At 46.8% G+C, this 19,939-nt stretch carries 16 protein-coding genes and 1 riboswitch; of the genes, 3 read left to right on the top strand and 13 right to left on the bottom strand.

What is annotated here, in order from left to right; all coding sequences use genetic code 11:
• The first annotated feature begins 187 nt into the window (after positions 1-187).
• Positions 188-1,492, top strand: coding sequence for a S1C family serine protease (locus JMX98_RS07300; RefSeq protein ID WP_201585598.1), 1,305 nt, complete (start codon positions 188-190; stop codon positions 1,490-1,492).
• A gap of 91 nt (positions 1,493-1,583) precedes the next feature.
• Here the strand turns inward: JMX98_RS07300 and yfaE are convergent, their stop codons facing one another.
• The 13 genes from yfaE to JMX98_RS07235 form a co-directional block, all read right to left on the bottom strand.
• Entirely contained in the window at positions 1,584-1,850 is a 267-nt protein-coding gene (gene yfaE / locus JMX98_RS07295; protein ID WP_192992875.1) for a class I ribonucleotide reductase maintenance protein YfaE, read from the bottom strand.
• A 103-nt stretch (positions 1,851-1,953) separates the two neighbouring features.
• Complete coding sequence (gene nrdB, locus JMX98_RS07290; RefSeq protein ID WP_201585596.1) at positions 1,954-3,087, bottom strand: class Ia ribonucleoside-diphosphate reductase subunit beta; 1,134 nt, start codon at positions 3,085-3,087, stop codon at positions 1,954-1,956.
• A 52-nt stretch (positions 3,088-3,139) separates the two neighbouring features.
• Entirely contained in the window at positions 3,140-3,517 is a 378-nt protein-coding gene (locus JMX98_RS07285; RefSeq protein WP_227680077.1) for a hypothetical protein, read from the bottom strand.
• Positions 3,518-3,581: 64 nt separating this feature from the next.
• Positions 3,582-3,869 carry a type II toxin-antitoxin system RelE family toxin gene (locus tag JMX98_RS07280; protein WP_201585594.1) on the bottom strand — a complete coding sequence of 96 codons (288 nt, stop codon included), beginning with the start codon at positions 3,867-3,869 and terminating at the stop codon, positions 3,582-3,584.
• Positions 3,859-4,110 carry a type II toxin-antitoxin system Phd/YefM family antitoxin gene (locus JMX98_RS07275; RefSeq protein ID WP_201585592.1) on the bottom strand — a complete coding sequence of 84 codons (252 nt, stop codon included), beginning with the start codon at positions 4,108-4,110 and terminating at the stop codon, positions 3,859-3,861. Before JMX98_RS07275 ends, JMX98_RS07280 begins: the two co-directional genes overlap by 11 nt.
• A gap of 155 nt (positions 4,111-4,265) precedes the next feature.
• Positions 4,266-4,994: a hypothetical protein gene (locus JMX98_RS07270; RefSeq protein WP_201585590.1), complete on the bottom strand. Its 729-nt coding sequence runs from the start codon at positions 4,992-4,994 to the stop codon at positions 4,266-4,268.
• A 102-nt stretch (positions 4,995-5,096) separates the two neighbouring features.
• Entirely contained in the window at positions 5,097-7,373 is a 2,277-nt protein-coding gene (gene nrdA, locus JMX98_RS07265) for a class 1a ribonucleoside-diphosphate reductase subunit alpha (protein WP_201585588.1), read from the bottom strand.
• Between the two features lie 534 nt (positions 7,374-7,907).
• A complete protein-coding gene (locus JMX98_RS07260) occupies positions 7,908-8,285 on the bottom strand; it encodes a YbeD family protein (protein WP_105246079.1) in 378 nt (125 codons plus the stop codon).
• A gap of 81 nt (positions 8,286-8,366) precedes the next feature.
• A complete protein-coding gene (locus JMX98_RS07255; RefSeq protein WP_201585586.1) occupies positions 8,367-9,065 on the bottom strand; it encodes a class I SAM-dependent DNA methyltransferase in 699 nt (232 codons plus the stop codon).
• Between the two features lie 126 nt (positions 9,066-9,191).
• Positions 9,192-9,839, bottom strand: coding sequence for a thiaminase II (gene tenA, locus JMX98_RS07250; protein WP_201585584.1), 648 nt, complete (start codon positions 9,837-9,839; stop codon positions 9,192-9,194).
• Between the two features lie 122 nt (positions 9,840-9,961).
• Positions 9,962-10,074: riboswitch (TPP riboswitch) on the bottom strand.
• A 618-nt stretch (positions 10,075-10,692) separates the two neighbouring features.
• Entirely contained in the window at positions 10,693-12,585 is a 1,893-nt protein-coding gene (rpoD, locus tag JMX98_RS07245; protein ID WP_201585582.1) for an RNA polymerase sigma factor RpoD, read from the bottom strand.
• Between the two features lie 644 nt (positions 12,586-13,229).
• Positions 13,230-15,377, bottom strand: a complete 2,148-nt coding sequence (locus JMX98_RS07240) for a DNA primase (protein WP_201585580.1) — start codon at positions 15,375-15,377, stop codon at positions 13,230-13,232.
• Positions 15,378-15,532: 155 nt separating this feature from the next.
• A complete protein-coding gene (locus JMX98_RS07235; protein WP_201585578.1) occupies positions 15,533-16,702 on the bottom strand; it encodes an outer membrane protein assembly factor BamD in 1,170 nt (389 codons plus the stop codon).
• 716 nt (positions 16,703-17,418) lie between these two features.
• Here JMX98_RS07235 and JMX98_RS07230 point away from each other — a divergent pair.
• Positions 17,419-18,495: an RNA-guided endonuclease InsQ/TnpB family protein gene (locus tag JMX98_RS07230; RefSeq protein ID WP_201585577.1), complete on the top strand. Its 1,077-nt coding sequence runs from the start codon at positions 17,419-17,421 to the stop codon at positions 18,493-18,495.
• A 197-nt stretch (positions 18,496-18,692) separates the two neighbouring features.
• Positions 18,693-19,901 (top strand): RluA family pseudouridine synthase, encoded by a 1,209-nt coding sequence (locus JMX98_RS07225; protein ID WP_227680076.1) that lies wholly within the window; start codon positions 18,693-18,695, stop codon positions 19,899-19,901.
• The last annotated feature ends 38 nt before the right edge of the window (positions 19,902-19,939 follow it).

Here is a 19,939-nt window from a genome sequence, read left to right as displayed (position 1 = left end):
TGCCTATGGTGGGTCAGCTTTAGAACTGACGATACACAAGACTACTTAAGCGATAGCGTTTTGCTGCTGATATTTGCTATGCTATTGCTCACAGTAGGCCAGTAGTAACTGGCCTGCGATTTGTCTCGGTTTTATTTATCATTGTTTTTTTATTGTTTGTGTGCATCAAAATTATAGAGGTTTTTATATGTCGCCATCCCCGAACACCAATAACAAGGCGTCTGTGTTAAAGTGGCTTCCTTGGATCTTATTGCTGCTAGTATTGGCAGCGTTTACCTGGTTGTTCATGAGTATGAAAACGACGTCAGAGGCGACGTGGGAGCCACCGAGGACGTCACCTGCTGAGCAGCAAGCATCGGCTCCTGTCGCTGACACGCCTGCACCGATCTCCTCTTATCATAATGCCGTCGCCCGCGCGTCACAGTCGGTCGTCAATATCTATACCACGCAGACCATGGCCGAGCATCCATACATGAATGACCCTGTCTTGCGCCGTTTTTTTGAGTTTCACGGCGGGCCATCGCAGGATCAAGGCTCTACCAACTTAGGCTCTGGAGTGATTGTCTCAGAAGACGGCTATATCGTGACCAACGCCCATGTCATCGAAAAAGCCGATGAAATCACCGTCGCGTTTAATGACGGGCGTAAGAGCCGCGCCAAGATCATCGGTACCGATCCTGATAGTGATTTGGCGGTGATCAAAGTCGATATGACCGGACTGACGCCGCTTGGTTTCCGCGAGGATCCTATCCGCGTCGGCGATTTGGCCTTGGCCATTGGCAACCCGTTCGGTGTCGGCCAAACGGTGACGCAAGGGATCATCTCTGCCACTGGGCGTACTGGTCTTGGGGTCAATAAGTTTGAAGACTTTATTCAGACCGATGCGGCGATCAACCCTGGTAACTCAGGCGGTGCGCTCGTCGATGCGCATGGCGAGCTGGTCGGTATTAACACCGTGATATTTTCCCGCTCTGGCGGCTCGATGGGCATCGGCTTTGCTATTCCGACCGCCCTTGTCGAGCAGGTGATGAATGCATTAATCAAAGATGGTAAGGTCAGTCGTGGCTGGCTGGGTATCGAGATTCAGTCACAGCTTCGTGATCCTACGCAGCTTGAGACCTCGACCGGTGTAGAAGTATTAAACGTCATCGACCAAAGTCCTGCGGCCAAAAGTGGCCTACAAGTGGGCGATATTATCTTGACCATCGACGGGGTCGAGATGACCGATGCCAATACCTTGATTCAGTATGTGGCCCGTAAGCCGCCCAATACTGAGCTCAATGCCCAGATACTACGCCAAGGCAAAAACGCGCAGGTAAAAATCGTATTAGAGGAGCGTCCGGTACAAGAGCCAACCCCGCGTCCCGTCATCATTCATGACGAAACGCTTGGCGGTTCTGGTCAGCCATACTTACCAGATGAAGAGGTACCGATGATGTCAGAGGCAGAGCGTGATCGTATGCGTGAGGAGCTACTTAAGCTGTTTGAGTAGGGTATAGAGGTCGGTAACTGCCACAAAAAAGCGCGCTGCCTTTTGAGGTAGCGCGCTTTTTTGTGGCTTCTGGTTTTAAAGTGAGCCGTCTTTATTTAATCACGGGCTCATGATTGATATGAATGACCCCTTGCACACGGCAGCAGCAGGGCAGTATCTCATCCTCATCTATCATCGCCAGCGGCTCAAATGGATAGTCGACGCTGTGTGAGCTTGAGATACGCTTGACGCGGCAGCTACCGCAGTAGCCTTCGCGGCACTGATAGCTGATATCGTGCCCAGTACGCAGTAAGCCGTCTAGCAAGGTCTCGCTATCATGCAAATAAAAGCGCTGTTTGCTGGTCACTACCCACGTCATTGCCCAAGCTCCTGATGGTCATTTTTATTGGTGTTTTTTGCCTTGATGATAGCGCGCCTGCATGACAGCGATATGTCATCGACGCGCTAATAACATCTAAAAATTACAGCTCAAAGTCATCAAAGTCGCTGTCTGATAGATCAGAGTCGATCTGACCGACCAAGTATGAGCTAATCTCTGTCTCTTGCGGTGCCACTTGTACGTTGTCAGACGACAGCCACGTATTAATCCATGGGATAGGGTTGGATTTTGAATTTGGGAACGCCGCTGGCAAGCCGACCGCTTCCATGCGCAGGTTGGTGATGTATTCGATATACTGACAAAGAATGTCTTTGTTTAGACCGATCATCGAGCCGTCTTTAAACAGATAACCTGCCCATTGTTTTTCTTGCTCGGCAGCCTTCCGGAATATCTCGATACTTTCATCAAAACACTCTGCGGCAATCTCGACCATCTCAGGATCATCTTTACCATTACGCATCAGATTGATCATGTGCTGAGTACCCGTCAAATGCAGCGCCTCATCACGCGCGATCAGTTTGATGATCTTGGCGTTGCCTTCCATCAATTTTCGCTCAGCAAAGGCAAACGAGCAGGCAAATGACACATAAAAACGAATGGCTTCTAGGACGTTGACCGCCATGATGCACAGATACATCTGTTTTTTGAGTGACTTTAGATCGACGGTGATCTGCTCGCCATTGATATTGTGCGTACCGGCACCGTATAGGCTATACAGCTGCGAGTTGCGGTACAGATCGTCATAATACTGCGCAATATCAGAGGCGCGCTGCAAGATATGCTCGTTTTGCATGATGTCGTCAAAAATAACGCCAGGGTCATTGACGATATTGCGGATGATATGGGTATAGCTGCGCGAGTGAATGGTTTCGGAGAATGACCACGTCTCGATCCACGTCTCCAGCTCAGGGATAGACACCAGCGGGAGTAGCACCACGTTTGGGCTACGGCCTTGGATAGAGTCGAGTAGGGTCTGATACTTGAGGTTGCTCAAAAATATATGCTGCTCGTGCGAGGAGAGGTTGCTAAAGTCGATACGGTCGCGTGATACATCGACTTCCTCTGGACGCCAAAAAAACGACAGTTGTTTTTCGATCAATTGCTCAAAGATTGGGTGCTTTTGCTGGTCATAACGCGCCACGTTGACTGGCTGACCAAAAAACATCGGCTCTGTCAGCGCATTGTTTGGCGTTTGAGAAAAAATCGAGTACGTCATTGTTCTACCTTTATCAGTAATACGGTTGTTGGTTTATATGGAGTTGATTGTTTTATAGGTTTTCTAGCGATATTTGTTCTGGGGTTTGTCCGTCATTCATATAGGCTTTGAGTATCTCGCTTAGCTCTGCATCATCTAGGGCATCTAGCTCGTCGATTGCGCTTTTGCGTCGGGTACTTATGCCGTCGTCATCGGTGCTTTTGGGCGGTTTTTGCTCAGCCTTTTTATTGGCTCTTTTGGTGGGTTTTTTGGGCGTTTTGGTCTCGATCGTGCTGGCGTGCTCGCTTAGCTGCTGTCGTACCTCGGCGATGTCAACGTCTATTTGTACGATATGCGAGCTACCATCGTTTAAGTCAGAAAACACGTTTGGGATAAAAAGCCCACCGTCTTTGATGATCGCGGTATATTGCACGTCTATGACCTCCGTCATTTTTATTCTTTATGTGTTGCGATTATAGCGGTAAAGTTAAAGGGTTTTTTTGATTATACTTAAGCTATGGCTGGCGTACTGCAAGGTTTTCATACACCTTGTTGTTTTCTCTTTTGCCGACAGCCAGCACATAGACCACCACAACGTCATCTTTGACGCTATAGACCAAACGATAGCCTACAGTACGTAATTTGATTTTATAGGTATCTGGATGCCCTGAGAGTTTTGACGCAGGTACTCGTGGGTTTGATAATCGCTGCTGCAGCTTTTTTTTAAACTGCTGCTGAATACTGGGCGCTAGCTTTTCCCATTCTTTTAATGCTAAAGGATGAAACTCAAGACTATAAGTCATCCAATGTAACCTTTATCGGTGTTTGCCCATCATCCATCCGTGCGTTTACGGTTTGGCTAAGTGCCATATCGTCCATCGCCTCCATCATACGCTCGTACATGTCTGTGGAAACTAAGTAAGCCACGGGTTTATTGTGGTTTAAAATAGCCACAGATTCACCATCCGACTGTTTAATGAGTGCTGAAGGGTTGGTCTTAAGCTCTGAGATACTGGCTGTCTGTGTCGCAAATATTGGTTGCATGACCCATTCTCCGTTAAAATTACGTTCTAAATATAGGTCTAATTTTAGCATGAAAATTGGGTCTTATTTGTTAATCTATATATTTTGTAGGGTGCGCCTCGTGCATCTTTAAACACAATTTCTATATCATTGGTGCGCTGGGCGAACCCTACACCCTATAATTTCAGCTTCCTTTCCAGTGGTAAGCCTACACCTTTAGGAAATGGTTTTTCACCAGTTAGATAGCATTCTTTATCAAATTCGTAAGGTATGGCAGCGAGACTTCCATCAAATAGTCTTCTCACAATATGTCCATCCAACTTTTTCTTATAAAAACTAGGTAGTCCTCCTGTATAGACATTTCCTAGGAAAGCTAAAGTAAACTCTGCTAAATACTTTGGATACTTATCGCTAGGATATAAAACAGTTAAACTTAAGGCACCAGAAAATGTGACTACTAATGGACAAGTTTTTTTATTTAGTTCTAGCTTGAAATTACCCAGAAGAAAAATCAAACAAAACATAAATTCTCTGAAAGATGGGCTATGTATATGTCTAGAGGATGGATAAATTTCCACCATTCCAAAAACCGAATACAATTCATCTAAGATTTCGTTATTAAAGCCTATCGAAAACGGTACTTCTATTGTTGGCCGTTTGCCATCCAACATATCATCAGTGTTTTCTTCAAAATACTTGAGAGCAGGTTTAAGATTCTCAATAGATAGTCCATGGGTTTTAAGATTAGGGTGCGCTATAAAGTCTCCTAACTCTCTAAAAATACTTCCACGATTAGTATCATCTCTACTTGCAGTAATAAAAAGTGATACATCATCTTGATCGAAAGTTTGGCTCTCATATTTTTCATAGAAGTTTTTGATCTGATACTCGGTATATGCATTCATATGATTCCAGTACCTTATAGATAACAATAAACAGCGAGCTTAACCCAAAAGCCAAACCCGCCATCCATCAGAAAGTCTATTCAAAGAATTTCTTTTTCAAACTTAAATCTTACAAGCCCCACCAGCACAATCATCTTCCATATCCGCTTGAGCATCGTTCGCACCATCACGAGTGTTATGGTAGTACAACGTCTTCACACCCATTTTATAAGCGTTTAGCAAGTCTTTTAGCAATATCTTCATCGGTACACGGCCACCTTCATAACGAACAGGATCGTAGTTGGTGTTGGCAGAGATACTTTGATCGACGAATTTTTGCATGATAGCGACCAGCTTGATATAGCCATCATTGTTTGGCATTTGCCATAGTAGCTCGTACTGATCTTTTAGCTTGTCAATCTCAGGAACGACTTGCTTGAGGATACCGTCTTTTGACGCTTTGATAGAGACTAGACCGCGTGGTGGCTCGATACCGTTGGTGGCGTTGGCGATCTGACTTGAGGTCTCAGACGGCATCAAGGCGGTTAGGGTAGAGTTGCGTAGACCGTGCTCGGTGATCTCTTGACGCAAGCTTTCCCAATCGAGATGTAGCGGCTCTTGGCAGATGTTATCCAAGTCTTTTTTATAAGTATCAATCGGTAAGATACCTTGCGAGTACGTGGTCTCGTTAAAGGCAGGGCAGGCACCTTGCTCTTTGGCCAATTTGTTTGAGGCTTTGAGCAGATAGTACTGTAGCGCTTCAAAGGTTTGATGTGTCAGACCCAATGCTGAGTCATCTGAGTAGCGCACGCCATTCTTCGCGAGATAGTAGGCATAGTTGATCACGCCCACACCTAAGGTACGGCGACGCATACTGCCGTTTTCAGCGGCTTTGACTGGATAGTCTTGATAGTCGAGTAGGGCATCTAGTGCACGGACGATCAGCTCTGCTGGCTCTTCGATGTCGCTGACGCTTTCGACTTTACCTAGATTAACCGCTGATAGGGTACATAGGGCGATCTCGCCAGTCTCGTCATTGATGTTGTCAAGTGGTTTGGTCGGTAAGGCAATCTCCATACAGAGGTTTGACTGGCGAATCGGTGCGACGGTCGCGTCAAACGGGCTATGGGTGTTGCAATGATCGACGTTTTGGATATAGATGCGGCCAGTGCTGGCGCGCTCTTGCATCATCAAGCTAAACAGCTCAGAGGCTGGAATTTGGCGGCTACGAATGTTTGGGTCTTGCTCATACTGGGTGTATAGCGCTTCAAATTTGTCCTGATCTTCAAAAAACGCATCATACAAGCCTGGGACATCCGAGGGCGAAAACAGCGAGATGTCTTGGCCTTTGATCAGGCGAGTGTATAGCGTTTTGTTGATTTGCACGCCATAGTCCATATGACGGACGCGGTTGTCTTCGACGCCGCGGTTGTTTTTGAGTACAAGGAGTGATTCAACTTCTAAATGCCATAGTGGGTAAAACAGCGTTGCAGCACCGCCGCGTACGCCGCCTTGTGAGCAACACTTCACCGCAGTTTGGAATAATTTATAGAATGGAATACAGCCAGTATGCTGCGCTTCACCGCCGCGAATAGGGCTGCCAAGGGCGCGAATACGACCAGCGTTGATGCCGATACCAGCGCGCTGTGACACATAACGCACGATGGCGCTGGTGGTGGCGTTGATAGAGTCTAGGCTATCGCCGCATTCGATAAGTACGCACGAGCTAAACTGACGCGATGGCGTGCGCACACCCGACATGATAGGCGTCGGTAGGGAAATCTTAAACTGTGAGGTCGCATCATAAAAGCGTTTGACATAGCTTAAGCGGCTGGCCTTGTCGTAGTTGGCAAACAGGCACATACCGACCAGCATATACAAAAACTGCGGGCTTTCATAAACGCGCTTGGTGACGCGATCTTGTACGAGGTACTTGCCTGCCATTTGCTCTACTGCGGCATAGGCAAGATTCATATCGCGCCAGTGGTCGATGTACTCGTTTAACTCATCAAACTCTGCGCGGCTATAGTCGGCTAGGATATGCTCATCGTATTTGCCTGCCTCTGTCAGAGTCGTCACATGATCAAATAGGTGCGGCGGGGTAAATGTGTTATACGCAATCTTACGCAAGTGAAAGATAGCAAGGCGCGCGGCCAGATACTGATAATCAGGCGTCTCTTCAGAGATCAAATCTGCGGCAGACTTGATGATGGTTTCGTGAATGTCACGGGTTTTGATGCCTTCATAAAACTGAATATGCGACTTTAGCTCAACTTGTGAGACAGACACATTATCTAAATCGTGCGCGGCCCATTCGATCACCTTATGAATTTTATCCAAATCTATAGGCTCTAGGCGTCCGTCGCGTTTGGTTACTTGAATATTATCAATATGTGTCATACCGCCCTCTTAAGTTGATTGCTTATTGTGATGCAAAGCGGAAAGAGCCCGCTGGCATGCTTTATGACGCTATAGCTGTCTTGTGGTGGTAGGGTGTTTTTTTAGGCAAAACTCTACCGCTGCTCGTAGTAAATTAAAAATTCACTGAGCACTACATATAGCGTATTTGTTAGTAGGTAGGCACAATATAGCGGGAAATTTTTAAAAATGCTATATTGATTTTAGTGGCAATCTATGTTGCTAAGAGGTTGCCGATGCCGCCAATTTTGGCAAAGGGTGATGGCATAAGGGTTAGGGGCGAATAGCCTCGTGGATAATTTTTTTTGTAAAAATGTGGTAGACATTTACTTTTTATTGCCGCCCAAAAAATTGATCTATAGCCTTGTTTTGCAGCTGCACGATGCGGACGCAGATTGTACAGCAGACCATAAAAAATCGCCACCCATATGAGTGACGATTTAGACGAAAAACGGACTGGTTTTTTTAAAAGTCCATCAGCTCGTCGGTTAGCAGCGCTTATCGTGACAAAAAGCCCTACAACACCATGCGGACAGTCTTGGCGCTATCAAGAGCAGCATACAGCGTGTTTACTTGCTCAGCTTCGGTCAGATACAGATTGACGCGTGCTGAGTGAAAGCGGCCTGTTTTTGAGGGTTTGACATCTATCGAGGCCAAATCAAAATCAGGGAACTGACTACCGAGGATAAGCTTAACTTCGTTCAGTAAGGTCTCATGCTCGCCTTCATGACCGATGATGCTCATCGGGTAGTTCATCGGAAAATCCCACAGCTCTGGGTTTTGGATATCGGTTTTTTTGCCTTTTAGCACACCGTCATTAGGGGTTAGGTTAGTGACATTGACCGCTCGGTGAGCAGTCGGGTTTTGGCCGTTATCTTTTGGGTCGTCACTCATAATCTTGCCTCGCTGTTATAAAAATACATTGTGCTGTTTATGATGGCGCAGCTGGTATTATTCAAGTGTCTTTGGCCACAGCTACTTTTTATACCCACAAATAGCCACATAATCACCGCGATCATACCCTTCGATGACCTCTTGCACTTGGTCATTGGCATACATAGGGTGGGTCAGTAGGGTCTGCGCGTACTGCAAGTCGGTAAAGCCATTGGCCTGCATCAGTTTGATTTTTTCATCAGAGGTGCGCCAATTGGCAGAGCGGACCAGCTCGATAGGATAGGGGTTGGCAGGGGAGATGTGCGCGAGCAGGGGATGCGCCCAGCTATCTACCGCACTGGCCAGATTATAAAGACTGGCAAAGCCGCTTTCTTTTGGGACGTCAATGAGGATAAGTTTGCCGCCAGTCTTTAGCGCGTCAAAGGCTTTTTTGATACATAAGTCCAAGTCGCTGATATAGCTGACACTGCCGTTAAACATAATGATGTCAAATTTATTGGGCGCAATCTCACTGGTTTCGGCAGGGCTGACATCTACTAGCAAGCCGCGTTTTTCAGCGATTTTTGCCATATCTGTTGACGGCTCGATGCCGTGTTTGATGTGGATGTCATAATCCTTGGCCAGTAGCATCTCAAACAGACCACTACCGCAGCCGATAGACAGTATCTCACTGTCCTTATCCAAAAAGTGCGCCACTAGCTTTAGCTCGCTGGCCAGTAAGTTTTGGTTGTCCAAAAACCAGCTGTCGTATGCGCTGGCGTGCTCGTCAAATGCTGCCATAAAATCTCTCCTTGAGGGTGGTTGTTGTTTTATCATCAATTTTAAATAAAATGAATGTATAAGATACGATGCGAGTAGGACTATCGTTGATTTAAAGTTGGTGAACCCTACTATAAAAAATACAGTCTAAGACAAGTCCAACGCCTGCTGCCAGAAGCTGACTTCCATCCGCGCGGCGGTGTCAAATAAGCGTTGGAACTTATCGGCCTGTGCTGGGCTGGCATCTGCCAATAGCAGGTCAATCTGTGCTTCGTTTTGCGCGGTAATGGCCTGAAAGTCATCGCTAGAAAAAACATCAATCCAAGGCTGATAAGGGTTGCCGGCGATAAATCCAGCTTGTTTAATGCGCTTGCCAATCTCTCCGTAACCCATCAGACAAGGCGCAATCGCGGCATACAGCGCCGCCAAAGAGCCTGACATGGCAGCGTCTAATATATAGCGGCTATAGGCGATGGTAACAGCAGATTCAGGCGCACCCTCGACCTCGTGCAAAGGGATATCCCAAAGACGGCAAAAGTCTAGATACATGCCGATCTCCATATCGAGCATGGCGTTTAGCCCTGCTTGACCGACGCGCATTTGTGCCAGTGTGTCGCTCTTATACACGCTCAGCGCCATCACGCGAGCATAGTGAATTAAGTATAGGTAGTCTTGGACAAGGTAGTGGCGAAAGCTATCAGGGGCGAGGGTGCCGTCGGCCAATTGTTTGACAAAGTCATGCTGAATATAGTCATCCCACGTGGGGCAGCGGTGACGTAGTGTTTGGTAGTTCATGGTTTTTACTTACCTTTATAAAATACCAGTAAGCAAAGCGTAGGGCGCATAGGTGAAAAGACATGACTCGTTTGCCAGTCTAAATAACATAGATTGGCAAGTTGTGGCGTCAATGTGACTTATATATCGGCACGCTTGTTTCCTACGTCAGTGCTAACTGCATCAGGTTCGCGGGTAACTCTCAGCCATGATTTTGATTGACGACAAAAAAATCAAAGCACCCCGACAAGGTTTGTTTTTAAGGTTTATTTTTTAATAATAACGATAAAATAGCGTTTAAAGTAAATCCGCTCTATGATAGGCGAGAACAGCCACCATTAGCAAGTGATGCTCAAATAACCATATAGTTAGCTGGATGTGAAACTGTTATGGATTTAAACGCGCTACTGGTATAAATTTTACTTGCGTGCTGCGTGTCCAGAGGCTGCGCAACCTACGTTTAAAAATAGCATCCCAGTAGCGCTATGACATTTTTAGAGTGTATCGACTATATATAAAAGTGACCTAGATTTAAAAATCTATTTTTTTGTCAGCTGTTTAATAGCAGTGTGATAAAGCATGAGCATGGCTTTAAAACGCCGCTCATATAGTCCTTCTGCATACAGCAGCTCCACACTCAAGCTGTCGATCACGCCCAGATACGCATCGGTATACAGCGCTAGCTGTGCTAGGTGGTTATACGCTCAATAATACATAAAGGCAATGATTTTTTGAATGAAATGAATAAGCGGCCTCGATACATAGACCGACACAATGAGTAGACACAAAAAAAGCTGAGATATACTCAGCTTTTTTATGTTAGCAAGTTTAGTGTTAGCAAATACTTGAAATCTATTATCTAGACTCCGATAACTTAGTCGTTCTCTAAAAAAGAGCGTAGATGCTCAGAGCGCGAAGGGTGGCGCAGTTTACGCAGGGCTTTTGCTTCGATCTGACGGATACGCTCACGGGTGACATCGAACTGCTTGCCGACTTCCTCTAGTGTATGATCGGTTGGCATATCGATACCAAAGCGCATTTTTAACACGCGCGCTTCACGTTCGGTGAGATTGCCCAATACATCACGCGTGGCTTCTTGTAGGCCAGCTGCCGTGGCATCGTCAACAGGGCTTGAGATGGTACCATCTTCGATAAAGTCACCTAGGTGCGAGTCTTCGTCATCACCGATAGGCGTCTCCATCGAGATCGGTTCTTTGGCAATTTTGAGCACCTTACGGACTTTGACTTCGTCCATCTCTAAGCGTTCGCCTAGCTCCTCAGGCGTCGGCTCGCGTCCCATCTCCTGTAGCAGCTGACGAGAGACACGGTTTATCTTGTTGATGGTCTCAATCATATGCACAGGGATACGGATGGTACGCGCTTGGTCAGCGATAGAGCGGGTAATCGCCTGACGAATCCACCATGTCGCATAGGTCGAAAACTTATAACCGCGGCGATATTCAAACTTATCGACCGCCTTCATCAGACCGATGTTACCTTCTTGGATGAGATCCAAGAATTGTAGACCACGGTTGGTGTACTTTTTGGCGATAGAGATAACCAGACGCAAGTTGGCCTCGACCATTTCTTTTTTGGCGCGGCGCGCTTTTGCCTCACCGACGGCCATACGGCGGGCGACGTCTTTCATGTCGTGGATTTTCATGTCGAGCTGCTGCTCGTAGTCACGGATACGACGTTGCAATAAGATCACATCATCGGTGACTTTTTCTAGGGTGCCGGCAAACGCAGGCTTACCTTTGATACGCTCAATGAGCCAATCGACGTTGGTTTCGTTGCTAGGGAAGGTCTTACGGAACTCGTCACGCGGCATACGACCACGGCGAATCACCAAACGCATGATTTGACGCTCTTGCTTACGCACATCGTCATAGACATCGTGCATGATGGCCATGACTTGATCTGACAAGCGGTTATTAAGCTTGAGCATCATAAAACGCTCAGCCAATAACGCATAGGCAGCATCTGCTTCGACACTACCACGGCCATAATCAAGCAAGGCTTGTTTGGCTTTGATAAATAAGTGCTCGATCTCTTCTAGGCGCAGACGGACTTCTTCTGGATCAAGGCCGCTGGTTTCTTCTTCCGCTTCCTCTTCCACGTCGTCTTCGTCTTCGTCGTCCTCATCGTCAAGCGCGGCTGCCTTGGCATTGACCTTGGCTTTGATAACGGGGGGATTTTCTTTTTCTTCTTTGGCTTCTTGAGCGGTAATTTTGTCTTCTTCAGTTTCAGGGTCTAAGAAACCTGTGATGACATCGGACAGTTTCTTTTCACCATCTTGTACTTTTTGATACTCGTCAAGGACGAACTGCACCGTACCTGGCCAGTAAGCCATGGCATGCTGCACGTCACGAATACCTTCTTCGATACGCTTGGCGATGGCAATCTCGCCTTCGCGGGTCAACAAATCGACCGTGCCCATCTCGCGCATATACATACGCACAGGGTCCGTGGTGCGACCAGGCTCAGTCTCAACAGAGGCGAGTACAGCCGCTGCTTCGTCTGCTGCCATGTCATCATCACTTGAGTCATCGTTCATCAAGATGTCATCGGCATCAGGCGCAGATTCAAAGATTTTGATACCAACGTCTGTCAGCATCTGCACAATATCTTCGATCTGATCGCTTTCGGTAATAGAGTCTGGCAGTTGGTCATTCACCTCAGCATAGGTAAGATACCCCTGCTCTTTGCCCATTTGGATTAAGGTGGCCAGTTGAGATGTGGACTGAGAAACTGACTTATCTTTCATAAATACTCGCTTACTTGCATCGGACATTTTTATATTGTGACTCACTATCGCTTACGGGGTGCGTTGATCTTATCAATCGATTGATCAAAATATGGCGTAGAGGTTGTCAATAATATCAAAAATGAGTGGATATGAATAAAGGCTCAAAACACTACAATAATTTTGCTAAAAACAGCTAAAAACTTAAAAAACATCAAGTACTAAAACAAGACGCAATATCGGTATTAGGACATACCCTCAATTCAGTCGATAGTCACACAAATGGGCTAAAAAATGAGGACACGCCCTAAAATCTATCTAAAGACATCTGCCAATCAGCAGAGAGCAAACAAGGCTGTCAATACGCAGCGCTACAGTTTACCACAGACCGCAGTCATCAAGCACGAGGTAGTGATGGTGACCAATGGTTTTTTACTGATTATTTGCGGTCTTTTTATTTAGCCGCTTATCAAGTCGTGCGCAGGCTATTTGGCATAATCACTAGTAGTGGGGGCGACGGCCATACTTTTAAAGGGGATGTGCTTTTTTAATAACAACCAGCGGTTTTTAGCAGGTCTAATTATTATTTTAAAAAGGCATTTTTAAAGGCATTATTTTTAAAAATAACATTTTCAAAACTGTCATCCCCCATACATCAATCGACCCTAGACCGTGGTCATCTGTGCTGACTGCTCGGCTTGCTGCGCGCGTAGCCAGTCATTTAGCAGTTGGGTCTGCTTACGGACAATCGCCAGCTTGATATGGTCAGGGTTTTTTATCAAATCTTGTATTTTTTTCTTCATGCTGCGCTCAAGTAGCTGGCTGACCAGCTCTTCAATGAGACCATCGAGGCTTAAGATATTGCGCGCCGTCAAGGCGCGATAAAAACCGCTCCAGCTACGGCTTAGGTTTTCTTGCGTGCCGGGCTGGACATTGGACATGACAAAATGAGCAGCCGCGTTTACATCTGCAGGCAAGTACTTTAAGCAGCGCGTGATGGTGCTGACGATATCCAGCAATTCGTTATCTTGCAAGTCTTGCCACGCCAAAGGCCGCAAGGTATCGGCTGAGGTTTTTTGTCTGATATGGGCAGGTAGCTGCAAATCATGAATACCTGCCTGCCGCCAAATCGACTCTATTGGGTCATCGAGCAACGCCCGCGGCTGAAACAAAAAACACAGCTGCAACTGCTGGCTGATGGTCATCTCACCATCAAAATCTAGCATCGCATCTTTGGCGTCTTTGTTTTGGTTGCGTCTGCCGCCAAGCTTTTGGTAAATATCGTTGTTTAGCAAGTAACGAAAGCTACTGCCTTTGGGCAGTGCCGCGGTCAATGAGCGCACTTGCGACATCAGCTTGGCTTTGCCTTCTGCCAAGGATAAATCGTGGCGCTCACTAAGATAGGCAAAAATATACTGCGACAATGGCATGGCGTTTACGATTTGCTCGCGCATGGCATCGCTGCCCTGAGCCTTGATAAAGGTATCAGGATCATGGCCATTGGGTAGGGTCAAAAAGCGCAGCTCTTTGTCGTCACTGAGTACCGGCAGTGCCACCTCAAGGGTGCGCCAAGCCGCTTTTTGCCCTGCGCTATCGCCATCGAAGCTCAGGGTGAGGGTCGGGTTGAGCGTCAATAGGCGTGATATCTGGCTTTCATTAATGGCGGTGCCCATGGACGCCACCGCGCCATAGATGCCCGCTTGGTAGAGAGCGATGACATCCATATAGCCTTCGACCACCAGCCAGCTGTCGGCGCGCTGCTGGCGAGACTCATAATAACCATACAGCACATGCTGCTTATGGAATACAGGCGAGTCTGATGAGTTGATGTATTTGGGTTTCACCTCGTCATCGAGCGCTCGACCGCCAAAGCCGATGGTGCGCCCTTGGTTGTCTCGAATTGGAAAAATCACCCGATCACGTAGTAAGTCGTAGTCGCGGCCAGACTCAGATTGCCGCACCAGTCCTAGGGCTTTTAGGCCTTCGATATCCTGCGGAAACTGATGCTCAAGGTGCTGCCAGCCAAAGGGCGCGTAGCCAAGACCAAAGGTCTCAAATGTATCCTCTGTGATACCGCGTGACAAAAAATAGTGCTTGGCATGCGGATGCGTGGTCAGATTGTGCTGATAAAACTGCTGGATTTGTTCGAGCAGATCGTACAAGTTGCCTTCTTGATCAAGCGCCCCTTCATTGATACTGTTGACACTATCAAAACCCATAGCACTATCTGAGTCGCTTAGCCAAGCGGGCGGGTAGCTGGCGTCGTTTGGGTAGTCTGAGCCACAGTCATCTGCTGCATAAGGGGCCAAGTCATAGGCGGCTAAGGGTGGGTAATCGTCATAGCCATGGCTATCGTGGGCCGGCTGTTCGGCATAGTGGGTATGATTTGTTTGCTCTTGATTATCAAAAGACCTATGTGGTGATGAGGGACTATCAGCTTGTGACTTGCTAATTGGCCGCGCCGCTGATTTCGTAGTAGGCGGCTGCTTGATGCGCTGATAGCTCACATTTCGCTGTTCTTCTTGCGGGACTTCAATGCCCGTTTGTTTGGATAGCTCATTGACCGCCTCAATAAAGGTAAGGCTTTCATAATCACGCAAAAAACTGATGGCATTGCCGCCGACCCCGCAACCAAAGCAGTGATAAATGTTTTTTTGTGGATTGACATAAAACGATGGCGATTTTTCGCCATGAAAGGGGCAGCAGCCTTTATACTCATTACCTGCACGTTTGAGCGTGGTATGACGACCAATGATACTGATCAAGTCAGCTTGGCTGTTTAGTTGCTCAAGGATATGGTTAGGGATGCTCATACAAAAAACAGTTTACCATAAGTAAGTGGTTTTGATGGATATATGTGTCTATATGCGTTTATGCGCGTCTGGCTATCATACAAAAACAGAAAAATAAGGCCAACAATGTGTTGACCTTATTTTATGATGTCAGAAACTGTGGGCTAAAAAACCGCCTATTCTACGGGTGTCGTACGGCGTACCGGATTGGTGTTTTGCGGATCGACGTTTGCTTCTCTGGCGGTAGAGCTTGTACTGGCTTGATCGGTCACGCGCTCCGTTTCAGCTTCAGGCAAGCCCAGACCTATATTGATACCGCGATTACGGGTAGGCGCGCTGTTAGTCGATGCGCTGCTTGGCGCTGTATTGGTATTTGCTGTGTTGTTCGCGGGCAATCTGAGCTGCTGAGCATTGCGCACTATTTGGGTTTTGGTTGCGCCATTGTACTCACCTGTCGCCACCGAGGTGTCTTTCATGCCTGAGCGTCCAAGCTGACCAAAGGTAAGCTTATTAAACCAGCTACGGTCGCGTTTGGTACTTAGCTTCACGCGGCCATCACGGGTCAGCCACGTGGGGTAGTTGATCTGCAACAGCGTCTTATATTCATTTGCCAAGTCCGTCATGCCAAGCTTGTCATAGCTATAAGCAAGGACAGCGATGGCTTCTGGGATAGATTCGCTGAGTGGGTAATATTGAAACACCCATTTGGCACGGTTGGCTGCTGCCACATAGGCTTCGCGCTCGATATACCATCTGGCTGCACTCATCTCACTTTCGGCAAATTGATTATAAATAAACGTCATGCGCTGCGCAGCATCTGGCGTATATGGGCTGTTTGGGTATTTGTTGATAAGCTCTTGAAAATTGGCAAAGGCCAGACGGAAGTAGGCTGTATCACGTTCGGCTTGATTGAGCTTAAACAGTTTAAGACCCTCAGATGAGCCTTGCATATTGGCAACGCCGCGCACATAGTAAGCGTAACTGACCTGTGGGTTAGAAGGATATAGACGAATAAACTGTTCAGCACTGGCCGCCGCCATTTCATATTTGCCGCTTTCGTATTGGGCATACATCATGTCGAGCAGCGCTTGCTCTGCATACTGACCGGTGGGATAAAAAGTGCGCAAATTGGTCAAATCTTCGATCGCTTGGGTATAGCGTCCTTTATCAATCTGAGTAATCGCATCGTTATAGTAAGCTTGCTCGGATTTCTCTGCCGTTTCTACCGCGTCGACGTCTTTGCCGCCAGTCAGATTTTTAAAGGTCTGACAGCCCACAAGGTTTACGCTCAGCGCCAGTAGGGTGATTGAGGACAGTTTGATAAACGTATTGCCAACAGCTTGCATACTTTTTCTCCGACACAGGACGCATAATAGTAGCGGCGCTACCATGCTATATAAAAGGTTAATAATAAAAAACGATGCTTAGGCACCGGCTCATGGTCTGTTATTGAGCATGCCAATATCAAAAGACAGCCCCATAGCATACAGCAAAATATGGCTTACTTTATATAATAACTTGTGCTTCGTCTATGGTTTATCTTTATGCCCATCACCATACATGCCATATTTTGGCGGCTGCGTGCTTGTGCTGCGCCTGCTTGACACTGACAATATAGCAGACCCTCGATGATTTTTGCAGTTTAGCATGAGCGGCCTTAGCGAGCGATAAGCAATGCCCCTGACGATGACAAATATACAGTAAATTACAGCCATGTTATATTTCAGAGAGTTAAGCGATATTACTGACTGACCTATGAGGCGCAAAATCTGACAGATACTGTACTGCATCTATAGGGCTTAGGCGCTGAGCATGATACACTATGATGATATTGTTTTTGCTTTTTTTTGTGAGGGCAGTGCTTTGGAGATAGTCGATACACTTTAAAAATGACATATTATTTTGAACGAATGATAGCCTGTAACAAGCAGTTAATATAGGGTTTTATCATCCAATGCCGTAAAACCACATCCTTCTAGGGCGTAGATATCAGGCGTCAGCCATTGTCGTCCAGTATGGCGAACACCTTGATAACCAATTGCATTAAGATCATAATTATTCCATGAAAACGCTCAAACTACGCATCAAAGACAAACATGCCACTCAGCTCAATATCTTAGCTGGTGCAGTTAATTTTGTCTGGAATTACGTCAATGAGCTAAGTTTTAAACATCTTAAGCGCACAGGTCAATTTTTTTCAGCCTATGACTTGGCCGCTTATACCAAAGGCAGTGGCGAATATTTAAACTTGCATAGCCAAACCTTGCAATCGATTAGTGAGGTTCACTCCAAAAGCCGAAAACAGTTTAAAAAAGCCAAACTCAACTGGCGCACCAACAACCCAAAGGCCAAGAGAAGAAGCTTGGGCTGGATTCCTTTTAAAAAGACAGCCGTAAAACACCTATCAACTCGTCAGTCAGGCAAGAAAAGCCTCAAATCTACCATTCAGCTAAGCCTTGCTAAGGGTAAAAAACTAATCATTGATCTGTGGGATAGCTATAACCTAGCCCTCTACAGCATCAACACTTGTGAGTTGGTGCAAGACGCACGTGGTCACTGGTACGCCTGTATCACCGTCAAAGAATTTCCAAAGACTAAGTGCGGTACTGGCCAAGTCGGTATTGATTTAGGCTGTCAGGATTCAGCAGTCAGTAGTGATGGTGATGTTCTAACCACTAAGCTGACCCATCAATACGCAGAAAAACTGGCCATTGCTCAAAGAGCTAAGAATAAAAAGCGAGTCCGTGCGATACACGCCAAGATTAAAAACACCCGTCAAGATTTGATCCATAAATTCACATCAAAGCTTGTTAAGGCCAACAGCTTAATCGTTGTTGGTAAAATCAAATCAACATCATTCACTTCATCCAAACTGGCCAAATCCGTCTATGATGCGGGTTGGTTTGAGATTAAACGGCAACTGGATTATAAATGCGCGAACGCAGGTTGCCACTATATCGAAGTCAATGAAGCGTACAGCACCCAAACCTGCTCGTGTTGCGGCTCCCGCCAAGACAGTCCAAAAGGTAGAACAGGTCTTGGTATAAGAGTATGGTTTTGTCGTTCTTGTAAAACGACCCATAACAGAGATGTTAATGGAGCAAAAAACATTCTCGCGGTCGGGCTTGGCCGTCTTTAGTAGGAATTCCCTCACTTTAGGGAGGGGAGGAAGTCAACAGGATGTCTGAGCCAAAGTATGTCCACAGTAAACAAAGAGAGCAGATAAAGACCGCCTGACAAAATCGACTTATTGGCCCATGTCAGCGGTATGAACATATGATGAATAATGATGCTATGACAAACCCTTCCACCCATCCAATATCGAATCACTCGCTCATGACTGATTCAATAGCGCAAGAGTCACCAAACCCGATGCCAAATGATGTTTTGAATGATAGTAAGCCAACTGATGACACGCAGATGACACTCAATGAGCCGCTACATGATAGTGTAGCAGCAGAGGAGGCCGCGCCCGAAGATAGCGAGATACTTGCGTATGAAGAGGGCGATGACAGCGACGATGGTGACGATGGTGATGTCATTGAAGATAGTGAGGATGATGATGCGCCAGCCGCTGACCAAGCCGTGGTGAATGTGATCCATACTGTCACAGAAGACGAGGCTGGTCTGCGTATTGATAAGCTGGCTTCGCAAGTCTTTACGGATTTTTCGCGAGTGCAATTACAAGGCTGGATCAGTGATGGTAGCCTGCTACACAATGGTCAAGTCCAAAAACCCAAAGTACGTGTCAAAGCTGAAGATGTGCTGCATCTGTCCACGACTTTGCAGCAGCACAGCGAAGATCAACCAGAGAATATCGCCATCGATGTCGTCTACGAAGACGATGATGTGCTGGTGATTGACAAGCCTGTCGGTATGGTCGTCCATCCTGGCGCGGGCAATCAGACGGGCACCTTGGTCAATGCGTTACTGTATCATTATCCGCAGCAGCACCATCTGCCGCGTGCAGGTCTGGTGCACCGTATCGATAAAGACACCTCAGGGCTACTACTGATAGGAAAAACCAAACCCGCCCAAATGGCCTTGATGGAACAGTTAAAAGACAAGTCTGTCTATCGTCATTATCAGTGCGTAGTCGCAGGAGATGCGGCAAGCCTGCTACGTCATCGCCGTATCGATGCGCCAATTGGTCGCCACCGTAATCAGCGTACAAAAATGACTGTGATGACAGCAGGGCGTGAGGCGGTCACTCATTTGTTAGAGGTGACCCCGCTGAATGAAAACTACTGTCTATTAGACGTCGGTTTGGAGACGGGTCGTACTCACCAAATACGTGTGCATTTGAGCCATATTACTTATCCGATAGTTGGTGACCGTGTCTATGGCGGGCGTCGTCAATTACGCGCAGGTTTAAGCGATGCCCAGCGTCAAGCGATTAGCAGCTTTCCGCGTCAGGCGTTGCACGCCTATGCGTTAGGGTTTGTCCATCCGACCACAGGCGAGGATATCGAAGTCACCACACCGCTGCCAGAAGACATGCAAACGCTTATTTCGGTATTAAGTGATGGTTACGATGACGAGTAACCGTCATACTATTGTTAACGCGAGCTATCGTTAACTCG

This window comes from Psychrobacter sp. HII-4 (assembly GCF_904846595.1).
Lineage (GTDB): Bacteria > Pseudomonadota > Gammaproteobacteria > Pseudomonadales > Moraxellaceae > Psychrobacter > Psychrobacter celer.
Note: the sequence above shows the minus strand (reverse complement) of the source record. Positions and strands in the feature narration are given on the sequence as shown.